General features: G+C 61.6%; 14 protein-coding genes. 4 read left to right on the top strand and 10 right to left on the bottom strand.

Annotation, left to right across the window (positions count from 1 at the left end; all coding sequences use genetic code 11):
- Positions 1–24 precede the first annotated feature (24 nt).
- Positions 25–1278, top strand: a complete 1254-nt coding sequence (locus QMK22_RS15550) for an MFS transporter (protein ID WP_283498564.1) — start codon at positions 25–27, stop codon at positions 1276–1278.
- Between the two features lie 99 nt (positions 1279–1377).
- Here QMK22_RS15550 and QMK22_RS15555 read toward each other — a convergent pair whose 3' ends face one another.
- From QMK22_RS15555 to QMK22_RS15580, 6 genes are all read right to left on the bottom strand, one after another.
- Entirely contained in the window at positions 1378–1923 is a 546-nt protein-coding gene (locus tag QMK22_RS15555) for a hypothetical protein (protein ID WP_283498565.1), read from the bottom strand.
- Positions 1924–3188: 1265 nt separating this feature from the next.
- Positions 3189–3509: a DUF1905 domain-containing protein gene (locus tag QMK22_RS15560; protein ID WP_283498566.1), complete on the bottom strand. Its 321-nt coding sequence runs from the start codon at positions 3507–3509 to the stop codon at positions 3189–3191.
- Between the two features lie 178 nt (positions 3510–3687).
- On the bottom strand, positions 3688–4149 hold the full coding sequence (locus QMK22_RS15565) for a hypothetical protein (protein WP_283496786.1): 462 nt from the start codon (positions 4147–4149) through the stop codon (positions 3688–3690).
- On the bottom strand, positions 4142–5188 hold the full coding sequence (locus QMK22_RS15570; protein ID WP_283498567.1) for a TerC family protein: 1047 nt from the start codon (positions 5186–5188) through the stop codon (positions 4142–4144). Before QMK22_RS15570 ends, QMK22_RS15565 begins: the two co-directional genes overlap by 8 nt.
- A 582-nt stretch (positions 5189–5770) precedes the next feature.
- Entirely contained in the window at positions 5771–6028 is a 258-nt protein-coding gene (locus QMK22_RS15575) for a hypothetical protein (RefSeq protein ID WP_283498568.1), read from the bottom strand.
- A gap of 264 nt (positions 6029–6292) precedes the next feature.
- Positions 6293–6763, bottom strand: a complete 471-nt coding sequence (locus tag QMK22_RS15580; protein ID WP_283498569.1) for a GNAT family N-acetyltransferase — start codon at positions 6761–6763, stop codon at positions 6293–6295.
- A 96-nt stretch (positions 6764–6859) separates the two neighbouring features.
- Between QMK22_RS15580 and QMK22_RS15585 the strand changes: the two genes are divergently transcribed.
- The gene (locus tag QMK22_RS15585) at positions 6860–7267 is read left to right on the top strand and encodes a RidA family protein (RefSeq protein ID WP_283498570.1); all 408 of its coding nucleotides are present in this window, start codon (positions 6860–6862) and stop codon (positions 7265–7267) included.
- Positions 7268–7338: 71 nt separating this feature from the next.
- Here the strand turns inward: QMK22_RS15585 and QMK22_RS15590 are convergent, their stop codons facing one another.
- On the bottom strand, positions 7339–8535 hold the full coding sequence (locus tag QMK22_RS15590) for an MFS transporter (RefSeq protein WP_283498571.1): 1197 nt from the start codon (positions 8533–8535) through the stop codon (positions 7339–7341).
- A gap of 694 nt (positions 8536–9229) precedes the next feature.
- Here QMK22_RS15590 and QMK22_RS15595 point away from each other — a divergent pair.
- Complete coding sequence (locus tag QMK22_RS15595) at positions 9230–9784, top strand: hypothetical protein (protein WP_283498572.1); 555 nt, start codon at positions 9230–9232, stop codon at positions 9782–9784.
- Positions 9785–10268: 484 nt separating this feature from the next.
- Here QMK22_RS15595 and QMK22_RS15605 read toward each other — a convergent pair whose 3' ends face one another.
- The 3 genes from QMK22_RS15605 to QMK22_RS15615 all read right to left on the bottom strand — a co-directional run bounded on the left by QMK22_RS15605 (position 10269) and on the right by QMK22_RS15615 (position 13984).
- Positions 10269–10637 (bottom strand): hypothetical protein, encoded by a 369-nt coding sequence (locus tag QMK22_RS15605; RefSeq protein WP_283498573.1) that lies wholly within the window; start codon positions 10635–10637, stop codon positions 10269–10271.
- A 367-nt stretch (positions 10638–11004) separates the two neighbouring features.
- A complete protein-coding gene (locus QMK22_RS15610; protein ID WP_283498574.1) occupies positions 11005–11310 on the bottom strand; it encodes a hypothetical protein in 306 nt (101 codons plus the stop codon).
- Between the two features lie 1114 nt (positions 11311–12424).
- Positions 12425–13984, bottom strand: a complete 1560-nt coding sequence (locus QMK22_RS15615; protein ID WP_283498575.1) for a chitinase — start codon at positions 13982–13984, stop codon at positions 12425–12427.
- Positions 13985–14557: 573 nt separating this feature from the next.
- Here QMK22_RS15615 and QMK22_RS15620 point away from each other — a divergent pair.
- Positions 14558–16567, top strand: a complete 2010-nt coding sequence (locus tag QMK22_RS15620) for a glycosyltransferase family 2 protein (RefSeq protein ID WP_502857878.1) — start codon at positions 14558–14560, stop codon at positions 16565–16567.
- Positions 16568–16579: the final 12 nt, after the last annotated feature.

Raw genomic sequence — 16579 nt, forward strand, 5'->3', positions numbered from 1 at the left:
GCACCGAGCGGGAGGTGGACGCACATGCTTGAGGTCCTGCGGAATACCGCCTACCGAAAACTGTTCAGCGCCCAGGTCGTGGCGCTGGTCGGCACCGGCCTGCTCACCGTCGCACTCGGGTTGCTGGCCTTCGACCTGGCCGGCGGGGACGCCGGCATCGTCCTGGGCGTCGCGCTGACGATCAAGATGCTCGCCTACGTCGGCATCGCCCCGGTCGTGTCCGCGCTCACCAGCCACTTCCCCCGCAAAGTCCTGCTGGTCTCTGCGGATGTCCTCCGGGCCGGGGTGGCGATCTCGCTCCCGTTCGTCACCGAGGCGTGGCAGATCTACGTGCTCATCTTCGTGCTGCAGGCCGCGTCCGCCACCTTCACCCCCGCCTTCCAGGCGCTGATCCCGGATGTTCTGCCTAAGGAGAGCGAATACACGCGGGCACTGTCGCTGTCCCGCCTGGCGTACGACCTGGAGTCACTGCTCAGTCCCATCCTCGCCGCCGCCCTGCTGACCGTGATCACATACCACTCCCTGTTCGTGGGAACAGCGCTCGGCTTCGTCGGCTCGGCCGCGCTCGTGCTGTCCACCACCCTCCCGGCGATGCGGGCCACCGCTGTCACACCTTTCCTCGACCGGCTGACCAGGGGCGTGCGCGTGTTCTGGCGCACCCCGCCGCTTCGGGCACTTCTGGCGATGAACCTCGTCGTCGCCGCGTCCACCGCAATGGTCATCGTCAACACCATCATCCTCGTGCAAAACACCCTCGGCCGCAGCCAGGTCGACTTCGCGATCACCCTCGCCTGCTACGGACTGGGCTCCATGCTCGTCGCCCTCGCCCTGCCGAAGGTGCTGGACCGGTATCCCGATCGACGCGTGATGCTGACCGGATGCGCCATCCTCCCGGTCGGGCTCGTCACCGTCGCGCTACTGGTCCTGGCCCCAGCCGCGCCGTTGGCCTGGACCGCCGTGCTCACGGTCTGGTTCGTCCTCGGCGCCGCGACGGCGCTGATCCTCACACCCTCGGCCCGGCTCCTGCGACGCTACTCCGACGAAACCAACCGGCCTGCGGTCTTCGCGGCCCAGTTTTCGCTGTCCCACGCCTGCTTCATCATCACCTACCCGCTCGCCGGGATCCTCGGCGCGACGCTCGGACTCGCCCCAACCGCCCTCATACTGGCGGGCATCGCCGTGCTCGCCGGGATCGTCGCCGTCCGGTCGTGGAAGACACTGGCATCACCGAAAGAGCTCCGTGAGACGCTCGCGTCGCCGTCGTCGACTTCCCGCTAAGCCTTCCTGTTCCGGAACAGGATTGAGTGACGTCAATCGGCTAGGTGTGTGAAGCCGACCCCAATTTTCGCTGCGTTGTTCGGATTTAGCAGGCCACTGTCATCCGTTAAATTCAGCCAGTGGATAGAGCTTCGCCCCATCGGTAAGGGTAGCGACAAGATCCGATGCGCATTCAGCGTTCACGTAGGTCCACTCAATAATCGCTTCAGAAGCAGATTCGACGACCACACTGAAGCACGTGTAGATCGAAGACGGCCCAAAATAATCCTCTGTGTCGGCGAATCTGTCGCCGCCTGGGTTGCGGGTGCCAGAACTAATGAGGGCGTCGAAGATGACGCTGTCGGCGTTCTCTCGGACGTTTGAAAAGGCAAGGCCGCCATTGGCGAGGCCGAGTAAGGCCGGATCAGTGGCACCATCCCAGTAGGTGCCAGGGAGCGTGTCTCCGTTGCTCGTGAGGGCGGCCGCGAACGAACTGCTCTGCGTGCCTACTGCGCTGGCGAGGCGGTCACCGAGTGGATCTTTGAAGGCTGCGACCTGGCGCCACAGCACGCCGTCATAAGTGCCAGGCGCGCATCCGACGACAGAGATTGCAACGATTGTGGCCAACGCGCCACAAGTTGCTGCTCGGCCCGGCCTGTTCGTCATTCCTTCAAGCTACCTCATGCGCGTGACGGGGCCGGAAGGGGAGATTCGCGTATCGCTTCCGAGCTCCTCCTGGTGACAACCCTCCCAGGACTTTGGACGGCAGCGACGAATCGGACTGAATCGTCGTGGACTACCGGGAACCAGAAGGTGACACCGTTTTCAGCCAAGAAGCGTCAATGCCATTGGGTGGCCGCTGATCACTATCAGTGAGTCGACCGCGAGGCGTAGCCCGTCCCGCAAAGGGTTCCCCTTGCGCGGCGACCAGGACGTTGTCTTGTGGCAGTCGTCATGCAAGATAATTTCGCGGCGAATACCGACGGCAAAGAGCGGCCTCGTTAAGCAGCAGCATCGTAAGTCGCCACGTTCTCATGCGGTCACGCCATTAGACAGCGTTGGCGGGTGGCTGGCACGGCTGTGCGCGATCGATGCCTAGCGCAGAACCGGCAGCTGAGAGCTGGCCGTATCGCCGGCCGTAAAGTTTATCGTGATGAACGTCGGCAAATTCTCAGTTGATGGCACGTAGAACTCGAACGTCGTGGGGGATAAATCCGCCGTGCACGGGCCTTCAGTTTCGATCGAGAAATCGAACGTCATCGTCGCTAGATCCGCTGAGTCCGCGTGCGGCGGACAACTTGAGCTGCCGGACAAGACAACCGCCAACCGCCCATCGACAACTGTTGCGTAACCCGCAAAAGGGTCGACCTGACCACTCGGCAGAGGCGTCGGCGCACCAGGATATGCGGTTGTTGCAGCCCCCGCCGGAATTACTATCGATGGCTCCACTGTGCACCCACACAGGCCGACTGCTACGGCAACCGCGATCAGCACCAGTCGATTCGGACTCATAGACAGATTCTATGGGCGAAGACTAACTCCACACGGAGACGGTAGGTGATCGTTACGGGGACCGCTCCTCGAATTTTGCACCGTAGCTCTTGAACCCCGGCCCCGGCCCCCTCGACCGCACCGTAAGACGTTCCCCTATGACACAACATCGGTGCACTGGGCCGCCAGTTTGTGACTTTCAGCGCTATGTGGCGGCATGCTGTGATCGCTAGTTGGCGCATCGATCTGGTCGCCGTCGTTGGCTCAGAGCGGGTAGTCAGACTCCACTCGATTTGGTCTTGTGCCGCGTACATTCGTACCCCTTCGGTGAAGATGCTCAAAAAGCTTGACTGAGCCTTCCGAAAGCGCAACCCTGACCGGTCGTCGACGGATGTCGGTGGCCGGCCATCGGCCCGTCCGGGCCCGGTCTGGGGCTGAGCTCAGAGCAGGAGCTCTAACACGATCGTGACCGGGTCTCCGGCGCCGACCCCCTCGGCCTGACGGATCGCCTTCTTCACGAAGAGGATGAACGAACCATCGTCGCTGTTGAAGAAAAGCGATGTCGCCCAGTGCGATTCGTTGATGGCCGCCGCGATTTTCACCGATCCGAAGCCACCCCGTCGGCCGTTCGTGAGGTGGCGGATGTCCTCGGACTGTTCCGTCGGCACCGTGACGAAGTACCACGAATGGTCCGGGTACACCTGCAGCTCTGCGGTGAAAGTGAAGGTCAGGCCGGATTCCGGCCGGGGCGTCGTCCCCATCGGGGTCTCCATTCTGTGCGGGGCCGGGTCTACACCGGCAGCTCGGTGGTGGGCGCACGGGGCGCCGACGGAATGGTGCCGAGCGGGATGACGAATCCCAACCGGCACGGATTCTGGGCGCGACACTCTCGTCGTTGCTTGCAGGAACGAGCGGCGTCTCGGACAAATCGCATGCGGGTCAGCTCGGTTCCGGGCAGGCCCCGTCGTGCAGATGCAGCCGGGCCCCCCAGTCATCGACCGGATGCCATACCCCGGTCGTCTCAGTGGTGCGGTCGATTACCGTGAGGGCGTCCCAGAATGGGCCGCCCTCGACGACCAGGCACTGCTCGTGATCCACTCTCACGCCGTTTCGCCAGTCACCCAGCAGCACCCGTTCCCCTCCCTCGACCAGAGTCTCGGTATCGGATTTATCGATGACGGCCCGGACCGTTACCGGGATGTCTCCTGCATTGCGGAGGCTGCTGCATCCCGGCACCGGGCCTCCGCAAGTGTCCTCGACACCTGCGGTCCACGCGACGACCAGAATGCCGGCCAGCGCGAGCAGAGGCACCGCAAACACCGTCGCCGATGAGACTCGAAGGTCTCTCCGCACTGTCTGGGGATCAGAGGCCGGCGCCACCGAGGGGTTCAGGTCACTCATCGGAGCGATCCTTCCCCCTACCGGCGGGCACTCGTCTGCGGCGGCGGAAGACCGACTCGACCGCGGCAAGTTCCTCGTGGGTGGCGATCCGGAATGCCCCTGCAGCCTCGGTTTGCACTTCGCGTCGGCCTTGACCGCGGGTAGAGCGGAGGCTGGTCACGATGGATACCGTGATGATGGCCGCGACTACTGCCAGGCTGATCGTGGTGGGGATGTAGAAGACATCCAGGAGCAGCATCTTGATACCTACCCAGATCAGGACGAACGCGAGTCCGATCTTGAGGTAAATGAAGCGATGGATCAGGTCCGCGAGCAGGAAGTACATAGCTCGAAGCCCCAGGATGGCAAACGCGTTCGCCGTGAAGACCAGGAACGGTTCGCTCGTGACGGCGAAGATAGCCGGGATCGAGTCGACGGCAAAGATGATGTCGGTGATTTCCACCAGCACCAGCACAGCCAGCAGCGGAGTCGCCACCACGATTCCTGCCTTTCGGATCAGGAACTTCTGCCCGTGGTAGGCGTCAGTCATCGGCACGAACCGGCGAAATACCTTGAGAATGCGGGATTTCTCAGGGTGTACGTGGTCGTTGCGGGAGCGGAACATCCGCCATCCGGTGTAGATCAGGAACGCGGCGAATAGGTACAGGATCCAGGAGTAGTTCTCAATCAGCGCCGCGCCAGCGGCGATGAAGATCCCGCGGAAGATCAGGGCGCCCAGGACGCCGAGGAACAGCACACGGTGCTGGTACTCGCGAGGGACGGCGAACGCTGCAAAGATGATCGCCCACACGAACACGTTGTCTACCGCGAGCGATTTCTCGATCAGGTAGCCAGCGAAGTACTGCTGCCCGAATTCCGCCCCCCACAGCGTCCAGACCAGCACTCCGAACGCGATGCCGAGAGTCACCCACACGATGGACCAGACGGCGGCTTCACGCACGCCGATTACGTGGGCCTTACGGTGGGCGACCAAGTCGACGGCGAGCATCAGCAAGATCACACCCAAGACAGCAAACCACGCCCACAAGGGGACAGTCATGACAAAGACCTCCACGAAATGTTCGTGAAGGTCTCATCTGCCTTGCGGCCCTGCGCACCGGAACCCACGGCGGGAACGTATTGACGATGCGAAGCGAGGATTACTCCCCTTCTATGAAAATTAGACAGTAGATGTGTACTTCACGTCAAGGGCGTAAGTGCTGGGGCTGGGTATTTCGTGGACTGGGGTCGTCCCGTAAGCCGTTGGGCCTCGGTAGCGCTATTCGACCGGTGATTTGAGAGACGGCCAAGCATGCGCGTTTCGTTGGCCGCCGTAGGGGCAGCCGCGGGAACCATGCTGTTGGGATCCCTTGCAGGAATAGTGGATTCGGTGCAAGGATCCGCCTCCTGGATGGTGGTCATCGTCGGGATTGCTTTCGTGCTGGCGGTCGTGGCGGCGATTGCTGCCGCAGTATTGATTTCCTATGCGGAGAGGCACGCTTCAAGCAGTTCCGTGAAAGCGGTCTCGCAGGCTCCAGATGGCCGGTGGACTAGTTTCCAGTTGAGACCTTGAACTGTGGACAATTGATGTCCCGTGTGATGCAAGGCTTGCGGATCAGGCGCGGCTCTACGCCCCTCAACGTTAGGTGCGGTCAGCCGATCTGGGCATATATGCGCGCACGATGGCACCGACAACGAGGGCGACTAATACGAGTGCGCTTATCGGGATGACGTACATCGCTCCATAGCCGACGACCGCGGGCCACACTGGTTCAGGACCGTTCAGGCTGCTCCAGTTTTCACCACGAGCCCTGCCGATCGCCGTGTAAGCGACGACCCCCACCAACGCGGCAATGCTCAAACCGAGTGTGCTGGCCGCAGCTATGATCCAACGCTTCACGTTTCTCTCCCCCGAGTGGCTTGCTTGCTACGCTCGCATCGATCGATCGCGTTAGCAAGCGACATTGAGCACTGCCGAAGTGCAGTTCTTGATCGCAGCGGAAGCGCACCGCCCGGTCAGGGATGTTTGAATCCTGAAGCGCACGCTAGGTATGCGCCTGAATGAACTGTCGGTTGCACCGTGCTCCGCTCAGGGTTCCGCTTGCGGGCGTCCATCTCGGCCTTGCCCTGCGGCGACGCCAACCAGCGATAGCGAAGAAAAGGCTCAGTCGAGCTTCTTGAGCATTTTCACCGAAGTTGTCTCGTAGCCGAGGGAAACGTAAAGTTCCCTAGCCCGAGTGTTGAATCCGAAGACGCTTAGGCCGAGAGAGTGCGCACCCTGTGTGCGTGCATATTCCTCGCCGAGTAGCATCGCCGTTCTCCCATAGCCCTGGCCACGCTGGTCAGCGTTGATGAGAACGTCCCAGACCCACCACGCCCCCGGATCAGTGGTGACATCCTGCCCGATCCACAGATATCCGACTGCCTCATCAGGCTCGTTCATGATGTGAAAGACCTCATTGCCAGGGCTCTGAGTACCATCCGGGAACGAACGAGCCATGCTCTCGACCGCTATGCGCCGAGCTTCCTCGTGTGATCCGCCCTGGGTAAGCAAATCACCGACGTACTCGGCACAGCTTTGGTCAATCCACGTTGGGAAATCGCTGGTGAGGATTCGCTGAAGGGTTACGGTCATCTCTCAATTCTTCCAGGTCGAGCCGTCCGGTTGCACGGACAGCTTACGAGGGCAGAGCGGGGACGGGCAGGAGTGGCTCTCCTTTACAGTGAGGGCATGTCCCAAAATGTTGTTTTGATCCGTTCTGCTGAGCTTTCCAATGTGGCTCCGTATGCCTACGCGGCAACGGCTCCCGCTGAGGCGCGCCTCATCTTTTTGGCCGGCGCCTGCCCGCTCAATTTGGATGGCAGCACTGCAGGAGTGGGAGACTACTCAGCGCCGGCCAGCAAGGCCATGGAAAATCTCGTTATTGCCCTGCATGCAGCGGGCGCCCGACTTGATGATGTGCTGAGCACACGAGTTCTCGTCGCCTCCTCTAATCAGAGCGACCTCGTCATGGCCTGGGCAGTCATTCGCGAGGCCTTTGGCACGCATGACGCACCGAGCACGCTCTTGGGTGTTACCGTCCTCGGGTATACCGATCAGCTCGTCGAGATCGAAGCCGTCGCTGCAGTGATCGACTGACGAGGCCATACCGCAGAAGGTTCATCGAGTGGGTGCGGCCAAGCACGATTCTGTGTTGTTCCGTGCGTGGGTCACCCCTTGACTAGTTTCGGGAGGCAGACCACGAGCACTGCGGCCCCGGCGGTGACGCAGACGGTCAGGGCGCCGCTGGACGGCAGGATATCTGCCGAGACTCCCATGAGTCCGGATCCGAGCGCTGCACCGGTGTTGATGGCGGTGTTGACCCAGCTGCTGGCCTCGGTCTGAGCGCGCCGGTCGACGAGTTCGTCGGCGGCGAGGTATCCGGAGATCATTAGCGGAGCCAGGAGCGCGCCCATCAGCGCGAACCCGATCAGCAGGACAGCCTGACCGGGGATAAGGCCCACGAACATGCTCAGTGTGAGCATCGCGACAGCCAACACGAGGATCTGTTTGCGAAGTGAGAGCGTGATCTCGAGGCGGCCGAAGGCGAGTCCTCCGACGGCGCTTCCCCCGGCGAAGAGGGCGAGCAGAACTCCGGCGAGGATGATGCTGCCTTCGTTTGCCCCGATGGCGGGGGCGGCGATCTCTACTGCTCCCAACATGATGCCCGGCACGACCAGGGCGAGCGCGATGATCGGGAATCCGGGGATGCGCATGGGCGTGACGACCGCGGGCTCCGGCTGCGGCGTGTGACGCGACATGCGATGGCCGCGTTGCTGGCGGGAGAGGGGGCTGGACACGAATGTGACGGTTCCGATGATGACGGCGGCGGCCGCCATGGCCAGGGACACGGCCGGAGTGAAGATTGCAGCAAGAACTGCGGCGACGAGGGGGCCAGCGGTGAACATCACTTCTTCACTGACCGCGTCGAGGCTGAATCCGCGCTTGCGGTGCGGTCCATGCGCCAGTGCTTGTCCCCAGATCACCCGCATTGTGGCTCCCATCGGGGGTGAGAATGCGCCGGCGACGACGCTGAGCGCGAGCAGCGTGGGCACGGGTATTGATGCGCTGACGATGAACAGGAGCAGGGCGATACCGTGGATCACGCCGAGGGGTGCAAGCACGCGCGCTTGACCGTATCGATCGATCAGGCGAGCCCGCCACGGTGTGGCGATGACGTTTGCGACGCCCAAGACGGCGGTGACGGCTCCGGCAGTCGCGAACGACCCGGTCTCTCGTTCCAGGAGGAGCACAAGCGAGAGTCCAGACATAGCCAGCGAGAGTCGACCGAGGAGGCTGGGGGCAAACGAGCGAGCGATGTGGGGGTGGGTGAGGGCGTTCCAGTATGAGGGTTTAGCAGCAGACACAACGTCTCCAAAAGAGGTTTTTCTGCGAGCGAGGCGATGCCGTCAGCTCAGCGGGGAGGGAGATAAATCGGGGTCAGGCGCCGGAGAACGGCGCGACAGGACCTGCCCAGGTCGGTGCGTGAGAGCTGCGAGGGGCGGTCGCAGGACCGTTAGTTGAAGGCGACGATAAAACTGAACATTGTGTTGATCCTAACGAAGGCCGGGCCGGTCCGGAGTTCCGGTGATCACCGCTCCCGTGTTCCAAAGGGACTCCGAGATACCAGACCCGTCGCGCAGAAGGTTCCCCATACGGGCAACTCGCTCAGCGAATCGACTTGAGGAATCACGCTTCAACGCGCCCGGTGGGCGTCCGGCTTGCGGGCACCGCTTGAAGCGCTGGACCCACTCAAATCTGGCTGGGGAAGCATTGTGAAATTGACGGATGACGGGGAATTGGCCGCATCGCGCACGATTGTCGCCTTTGATGCCTGAACTGTCCGCGCCGCGTCTCGACCGGCGGTGGCGCAGTGACGGATTTCACCCCGGGTGTCATCCGTGAGACACGCCCAACGGCCTATCGCGCTGCGTAAAAGTGGGGCTACGCTAGGTCCCGTTCGGTCGGCAGAGGTTCTCTCGCAAGCCGGACCCATTCAGGCGGGGGGCTGGGATGTGGGCGGAGTCCGCTGACGGCGCGCGCCTGCGGAGAAACAGCCACGTGCAGAGTTGGTTGTTCCTCGCCGTTACCGTGGTTGTGGCTGGAGGGGCATTCGTTCTTCTGGGCATCTCCAGCGATGCCGGCTTGTACATCCCGCCGGCCATCGCCCAGTTGGGGAGGGGCACCTTCGACTACATCAACCTGCTCTTTCTCATCATGTGGGCGTGGATGTTCCAGCTCCTGAGCGTCAATGACGGGTTCCAATACCAACTCACGTTGCGCAAGGTGCGGGTGCCGCGAAGCAGGGCGTCGGACGTGTGGAGCTTCATCGTCTTCACGCTGGTCGCGATCCTGTGGGGCGTCCTCGGTGTCCACGCTGTGTTCACTGGCCGCGCCGTGGATCCGACGTACGTGAACCGGCTGCCCTCCGGTGTGCAGGCCAGCTCACTGCAGCACGGCGTCGTTGAGGTGACGACCACGTACTTCGTCCTCGTGGGACTCGTGCTCGTCCTTATCGTGGTCATGCGCCTGTTCAATCCGATCGACCTCGACGAATACGACCGCTACCTCCGTAGGGTCCTGCGCCTGCCGCCGCCTCGAACGCCCATCCAGTAGTCCATTCAGAAAAGGAAGATCTACATGGAGATCGCTTGGAAAATCTCCGTCGATCTGTCGTCGCTTCGTGACACGCTCGCACTACGAGAACGTCAACACGCATGGCGTTGTGGGAACGCGAGCGGCAAGGCCACACCATCGGGCTGAACCAGCTGATTCATCACTCCGATGCCGGCTCGCCCAAGGCGCCTCGATTTTGCTGACCGAGCATCTTGCGCAGATCACGCCCTCGATCGGGACGGACAAATTGCGTCCCGGAATCCCGCCACTTCTTCCCGCGGCTCGAGGGAGGCTTCGCGTGCCTCGAAAAGCTTTACTTTCATGAGACTCTTCATGGCGCAAGGATGGCAGTATCGCACCAATCATTCCTGGTGCTAAACCTGGGCGCAGTCAGCATGGATGCGTAGGGGCGACGCCCGCGACGTACACGCGTAACAAAACGAGGGCAGGACCATAGTCCTGCCCTCGTTTCTATCTCAAGTTGTTACCAGTTGCACGCCGCAGCAGGATTCTTCTGGATGAGAGCCGGCAAGATGCCTGCTCGCCAACCGTCCCAGCTCCTTCTGTAGCTTTCCAAGTCGATATTGATGGTTCCGGGCAGACCAACCACGTGACAGTCCCATTGCTGAGCCATGGTTTTATACTGCATGGAGTTTGGGTGGTGCTCACGCAGATCGTCCAGACCCGCCTTGTATACGAAGCCTGGATTCACCCGCTGTGTAGCACGCGCCAGTGCCGTGACGGTTAGGCGCAGTTCGTAGCCGCCGTTCGCCCAACGCTCCCACTTGACTTGGCTGATCATCCCACGGGCATATGCGGGATCAGCCACAACAGGGTAGACCGTGCTGTCCATTGCGCGATGTTCAACAACCTGGGTAATCGTGGTTCCATCAAGCTCGTAATGGGTCGGAACGTCGACACCATTGGCGTCACGCGCCCAAGCCGGAGTGAAGCCACCAATCAGGGTGTCGTCACTTGAGAAGATGAAAATCAGTCCGTCCTTGGCTTCCAGCCGAGAGCCGACTGGCAGACCGAGCTCATATTCGAATCGCTCAGGACTCTCTACTCCATCGAGAATTGTTGCGATCTGAACGGCCCCGTCATCTTTGACCGCCGTAACGGTCGTAGTTCCGTTGCTATTGCCGTTCGCGACGACTCCTGGCTGGATTTCGACGGCAGTCTCTGCGGTTTCAGCAAACGGGCGGTCAATGAGAATCGCTTCACTCCCAACTCCTACTTGGACTGAGCGACGCAGACGCCGGGACCAAAACTGCGACGTCGCCGGTAGTCACATTAATTGCGACCTCGCCGGACTCATCGACAGGCTGATTCACAGTGCGAGCAAGCACGTCTGAGTCGTCGATCCCGTCCACGTCGCCTGAAGCTGCGCCGTCCAATGCGAAAGCAATCTTCGTGACGTCGACGTCATCTGATACTGCAGCTGAAGCGGGCACCGACACCCCGCCAACAAGAGCCGCCGCCAAAATGAGGCTCGAAAGGACATAGGTCTGTTTGGCTTTTTTCATGAATTCCCCCATTGAATTCTTCAACCGTACCGGCATGCGGGGCCCGCGGCTCAAGGTGCCTTCGATCCTGGATGCATGTTCGGTCAGAGTTTTTGACCTGTTTGGACTCCATCCCGCTCGTGCCGCCCGACTGTGCGGGTTCGCCATGGGTGACGATCGGGATGTTCGCGACGCCTCCGCACCCGGCCTAACCAAACCGATCGCGACATTGGGATCTGGCGGACGGCTGTTTCAGTAGAGTTGAGGCATGTCAAACACCCCGTCTTCATCCAGAAAGCTCTGGTGGGTGTTGACCGCGCTAGTAGTGCTGCTTGTCACCGCATATGTCACCCTGGTGAGCGGGGTGCTCGCCATATGGTTCGATCCAGAACCTGAAGGTGACCTTGGAACTCTTCTGGGAAGGATCGACGCCTTGCGAGACCTAGCGTAGTAAGGTGGGCAACTCTTTCCTGATCCTTCTATGAGGGCATGGCTGCGGGGAACGACGCACCCAGAAAACAGCACCCAGAGCAGCTTCCTCAGTCCTCAGCCCTTGCGCAGTTTCCCAAGGGTTGAGGACTGCGAATTCGAAACCTAGGTACTTTTCAGAGACGCGAGCCCAGGGACGTACAGGCCAGTTCCGAGATCTATATTCCCATGTGCGGAATCGCGACGATCCACAACCGAACAAGGCTAGAGAGAAGGAAATGGCGGCCCTCAACCGGTCGGACGCGGAAGGTGGCGTCGAAAAGCGATCACAGAATGCCGCCACAAAGCGCTAACAGTTACAGTCGAACGCATCCCCGCACGACGGCGCCTACTAGGCGATCGCGGACGTCGAGTTCGCCTCCGCAATCTGGACAGTGTCCCGCATACGGTTCCCCATGCGGATTTAACTTCAGCGTATATGCCAGAGCTGAGTTGACGGGCCCCCAATGTCATCGTCGCCCACGGTGCCGGTGAAAACCGGATCCACGGAATGGATCACGGAGGCCAGTTGGTTGTCAAACGATTCGAGGCAGATGTCTGTGAGGGCGAGCTTGCGACGCCAGGTTGTACCGAAGTGTATACACGTACCTTTAGCCGTAAACACTCGCGCTGCTCAGGCTGCCTAGTGTTGAATGGAGCGGGCTTGCTACCCTGCCACGGGTTCCGCGGTTGGCACGGCAGAGGAGTCGGCTTCCGCTTTGGCCAGGATCTGCTTGACCTCATCCTCCGCGAGCAAGACCCACGCCGCAGTGCTCGAACCGTCGAGGGCGGCTTGGGGGCTCTCGCCCTGGTTCCACCATTTCGTTTCGAGGATCCGCCCACCGAAGAGCACGCGGTCGCCCTTTTCGTAGATGGTCGTCGCTACCCAATCCGGATAGGTCCCGTCGGGTACGACGGTGACGGGAATCGGCTTGTCGCCGGGGAGCACCGGTCCGATCAACTCCCACGGTGCGCTCGAGTCGTCGGAGAAGGGGGTGTCCGGCTGGTCGCCCGATGTCCACCACTTCGCCGCGTAAACGTTGCCGTACCAAACCGTGCGATCTCCATCGACGTAGGTCGCATCTTTCGACCAGATCGGGTACGGGCTGGTCTTGGGGTCGTCGGGCACCGGGGTGCTGCTCACCCGCGGGGTCGCAGTGGCGGAGGTCACAACGGCATCTATTTGTCCCGTGAGGCCCTGAGCGAGAATCTGCGCAAAAGTGGAATCCCCCTGCACGACCCCGCTGCAGTTGTCGGAGACCCGGGTGACATCGGGATAGTTGGTGCCGCAGCCCGCGTCGCGGTTCAATGACCACATGGACATGCGGCCAACGCCCTTGTCGAGAGCGAAAGCGTTCAAACCGACGGCGTCGTCGAGCCCGAAGGATTCGCCAACGATGTCGCTCTGGCCGATCATCGGGGTGAGGCCGATCTTGCTCCACAGCGTCTGGGGGCCGAGGGGCGTGCCGTGCTTCTCGTAGCTGTTGTCCAACTGGGCGTGGGTGGCCTCCGCTGCTGCTGTAGCAGCCTCGAGCACGCTGCCCGATGAGCCGAGCGTGTCGCCGAAGTCCATAGTCATGGCGTTGACCCCCGCGAGGTTAACGTTGGCGGCCAAAAACTGGTCAACGGCCGTGATCCCGACGCTGGTCAGGCCAGTGGTTGACACCGGGAGGGTGAGCCAGACGTTGAGCGCTTTGTCGGCGGCCTTGCGATCGGCCTGGATCGACGCGATTGCTGTAGCCCGGCGCAGGCCCGCCTCGGTGTCGGCCAGGCTATCGCCCTCGATATCGAGGTCGATGGAGGTGAGGTGGTAGCGGTTGATCACTGCTTCATAGGCGCTCTTGAGGTCGTCGGCATCCGTGCACTCGGTGGCGAGCTCGCTATTGGCCTGTCCTCCGAACGAGACGGACACGTCGCCGCTGTTCTGCACGAATCGGGCAATCCGCCGGTCGAGGTCGAGAGTCGTCTGGGCATCGTCGAGACCGTAGACGCCGCCCCACGATGGCTCGCAAGGCTCGTCGGGGTTGGAGACAATGAACGAGAGCACCACGCTCTTGCCGGTCAAGGTCGCCGCCGATTCGAACGAGTACGACGGCGTCGCGGTTACGTCGACGTAGCCGGCGAAGAAGGGCGTGCCTTCCGAAGCGGCGCTGGCATCCTGGAATTGGTTCCACCCGAGGGCGCCGCCCGTGCCCACCAGCGCGAGGATGACCGCGAGCGAGATCACGCGAACAGCGGACAGCCGACGACCGGGAAAGTGCTTTGACAAAAAATCCCCCAAGTGGACTGATCGCTTTTAGAGTGGCGGCCTCGAACGAATGCTCGTTGCAGGACCGAGGATCGCGAGGCGTTCCCCGCAGGAAAAAGGCTCTCCACCGACTATCATGAAGGCCATTAGAAAATTATCGCCGATCTTTAGGGGTTAGGCGACCGGAACTACAGAATCGGGCTGGAAATTATTCCCCCGGATTCGAGTGGGTGGGGGATCGTGCCAGACCAGGTACAAGTATCGGATCGTGACGTCAACTCGAACGCAACTGCGCCGGCAGCGCCCACGCGGCGTCGCCAATGGGGGTCGGAGAAGCGCTCAGAGCCGCTGCCCATCGTGCACCCGATTCCGTCCAAGCGCAAAATCACGCTTGGCCGGCTGGCGATCGTCACAACAATCTTGGCCTGGATGCTCTACGTCGTCTCGACAATTTTCAAACAGCTGGCCGACAACCCAAACGCCGGCTTCCGTTTTCAGTTCGAGACATTCTCCTACCTGATCGTTGTCACGTTCCTCACCTTTTCCGCCCTGATGTATCTGGTGGCCAGGCAAGGCGCGCTCTACCGGTTTCGGGAACATCGGCGGGTGCCCAGAGGCGAGCTCGATCGGCACTTCCACGACTATTCCGAGGGCATCACCGTTCTCGTTCCCTCCTATGCCGAAGAGCCGGTTGTGGTCCGGGGTACCCTGTGGTCCGCCGCCCTGCAAGAATTTCCTGATCTCAAGATCGTTCTACTCGTCGACGACCCACCGGCACCAACCGACCCGGCAGTGCTGTCCCGGCTGGAGGAGACCCGGGCGCTGACGGATGACATCGCGGCGTCGCTGGCCGTGCCCGCTGCCCGTTTCAACGCGGCGCTCGAAGAATTTCACCGAACGCCGCACATTGACGCGGCGTCGCAGGTGATCCGACTCTCCGCCGAATACGAGGCAGCCGCAACCTGGCTGGAAGACATGGCCGAAGCCGAGGTCGTCGAGGACCACGTCGACGAATTTTTCGTCGACCGCGTGATTATGGGGCTTGCCCGCGAGCTGCGGTTGACCCTCCTCGCCCTGAATGCGGCGTTCGCCCAGGGTGTAGCGCCCGATGAGCGCCGGCTTTCCGAGCTCTACCAGCGCCTAACCTGGATCTTCAACGTCAGGCTCGAAACCTTCGAACGTAAGAAGTACGCCAGCCTGTCCCACGAGGCGAACAAGGCGATGAACCTCAACGCCTATATCTCGCTGATGGGCCACCGCTGGCACCGTGAAGCCACGGCCGGCCAGGTCGTGCTCAGAATTACTGAGGAGGAACACCCCGACGATCTCGTCGCCCCTGACACGACGTACCTCCTGACCCTTGATGCGGACTCGCTGCTACTGCGCGACTATTGCCTGCGTCTGGTCTACTTTCTGGAATCCGCGGGCAATGAGCGCGTGGCCGTCACCCAGACCCCGTATTCGTCGTTCCGTGGTGCCCCGACCCGGATCGAACGCGTCGCGGGTGCCACCACCGATATTCAGCACCTGTTGCACCAGGGGATGACCTACTACGGCGCGACATTCTGGGTCGGAGCGAACGCCATTATTCGCAAGACCGCGCTCGAGGACATTGTCGAGGTGGAAACCGTCGGCGGTTTCGAGGTGCGCACGTACATCCAGGACCGCACCGTCATCGAAGATACGGAGTCCAGCATCGACCTGGGTGCGCACGGCTGGAAGCTGTCCAACTACCCGGAGCGTCTGAGCTACAGCGCGACCCCGCCGGACTTCGGTTCGCTCGTCGTGCAGCGCCGACGCTGGGCCAATGGTGGGCTGCTCATTCTGCCCAAGCTGTGGAACCAGCTGGTGCAGCGTCGTTTCAAGCGCGAGCGTATTCCCGTGCGCGAGGTGCTACTCCGAGTGAACTACATGGCGTCGATCGCCTGGGCCAGTTTCGGCCTGCTCTTCCTTCTCGCCTACCCGTACGACAGCCGGCTGCTCAGCCCGGTGGTCTTCATCGCCGCGCTGCCGTACTTTTTGGCGATGGGCAGCGACCTGCGCGATTCAGGGCATCGGTTTAGTGACATCTTTCGCATCTACGGTTTCAACCTGGTGCTCCTCCCGGTCAACCTTGCGGGCGTGCTGAAGTCGCTGCAACAGGCGATCACCGGCGAGAAAATCCCGTTCGTGCGCACACCGAAGGTGAAAAACCGCACCGCCGCACCCGCGCTCTATGTGTTCGTGCCATACCTGATCGTGGCCTTCTCCATCCTCACCGTCTGGCGAAACGTGCAGCAAGAAAGCTGGGGCAATGTGGCGTTCGCGGTTCTGAACGCGGTGCTCGCGGCGAGTGCCATTCGGGCCTATATCGGGGTGGGTAACTCGATCGTAGACATCTTCCTCGGTACGCTCAGCTGGCTCTTCGTGGCGCCGCGCAAGCCCAAGGCCGCGCGTCCGGTGATTGTTGCCAAGGAGCTCGATGAGGTCGACTGGGAATCGCTTCTGTACCACGGCGACCGTCGACTCAATCGTGATCTCCACAGCGGCAACGATCGCCGCCGGAGGGCATTCATGCGCTGATGACGCGCACGG

The sequence above is a fragment of the Cryobacterium sp. PH29-G1 genome (assembly GCF_030063365.1).
In the GTDB taxonomy this organism is placed as follows: domain Bacteria; phylum Actinomycetota; class Actinomycetes; order Actinomycetales; family Microbacteriaceae; genus Cryobacterium.

What these genes read in the sequence shown, in the direction of transcription:
- QMK22_RS15585 (WP_283498570.1), top strand. Translation starts at nt 6,860, where the DNA reads ATGTCCCAAAATGTTGTTTTGATCCGTTCTGCTGAGCTTTCCAATGTG.
- QMK22_RS15550 (WP_283498564.1), top strand. Translation starts at nt 25, where the DNA reads ATGCTTGAGGTCCTGCGGAATACCGCCTACCGAAAACTGTTCAGCGCC.
- QMK22_RS15560 (WP_283498566.1), bottom strand. Translation starts at nt 3,509, where the DNA reads ATGGGGACGACGCCCCGGCCGGAATCCGGCCTGACCTTCACTTTCACC.
- QMK22_RS15620 (WP_502857878.1), top strand. Translation starts at nt 14,558, where the DNA reads ATGTATCTGGTGGCCAGGCAAGGCGCGCTCTACCGGTTTCGGGAACAT.
- QMK22_RS15580 (WP_283498569.1), bottom strand. Translation starts at nt 6,763, where the DNA reads ATGACCGTAACCCTTCAGCGAATCCTCACCAGCGATTTCCCAACGTGG.
- QMK22_RS15570 (WP_283498567.1), bottom strand. Translation starts at nt 5,188, where the DNA reads ATGACTGTCCCCTTGTGGGCGTGGTTTGCTGTCTTGGGTGTGATCTTG.
- QMK22_RS15565 (WP_283496786.1), bottom strand. Translation starts at nt 4,149, where the DNA reads ATGAGTGACCTGAACCCCTCGGTGGCGCCGGCCTCTGATCCCCAGACA.
- QMK22_RS15605 (WP_283498573.1), bottom strand. Translation starts at nt 10,637, where the DNA reads ATGGACAGCACGGTCTACCCTGTTGTGGCTGATCCCGCATATGCCCGT.
- QMK22_RS15610 (WP_283498574.1), bottom strand. Translation starts at nt 11,310, where the DNA reads ATGAAAAAAGCCAAACAGACCTATGTCCTTTCGAGCCTCATTTTGGCG.
- QMK22_RS15555 (WP_283498565.1), bottom strand. Translation starts at nt 1,923, where the DNA reads ATGACGAACAGGCCGGGCCGAGCAGCAACTTGTGGCGCGTTGGCCACA.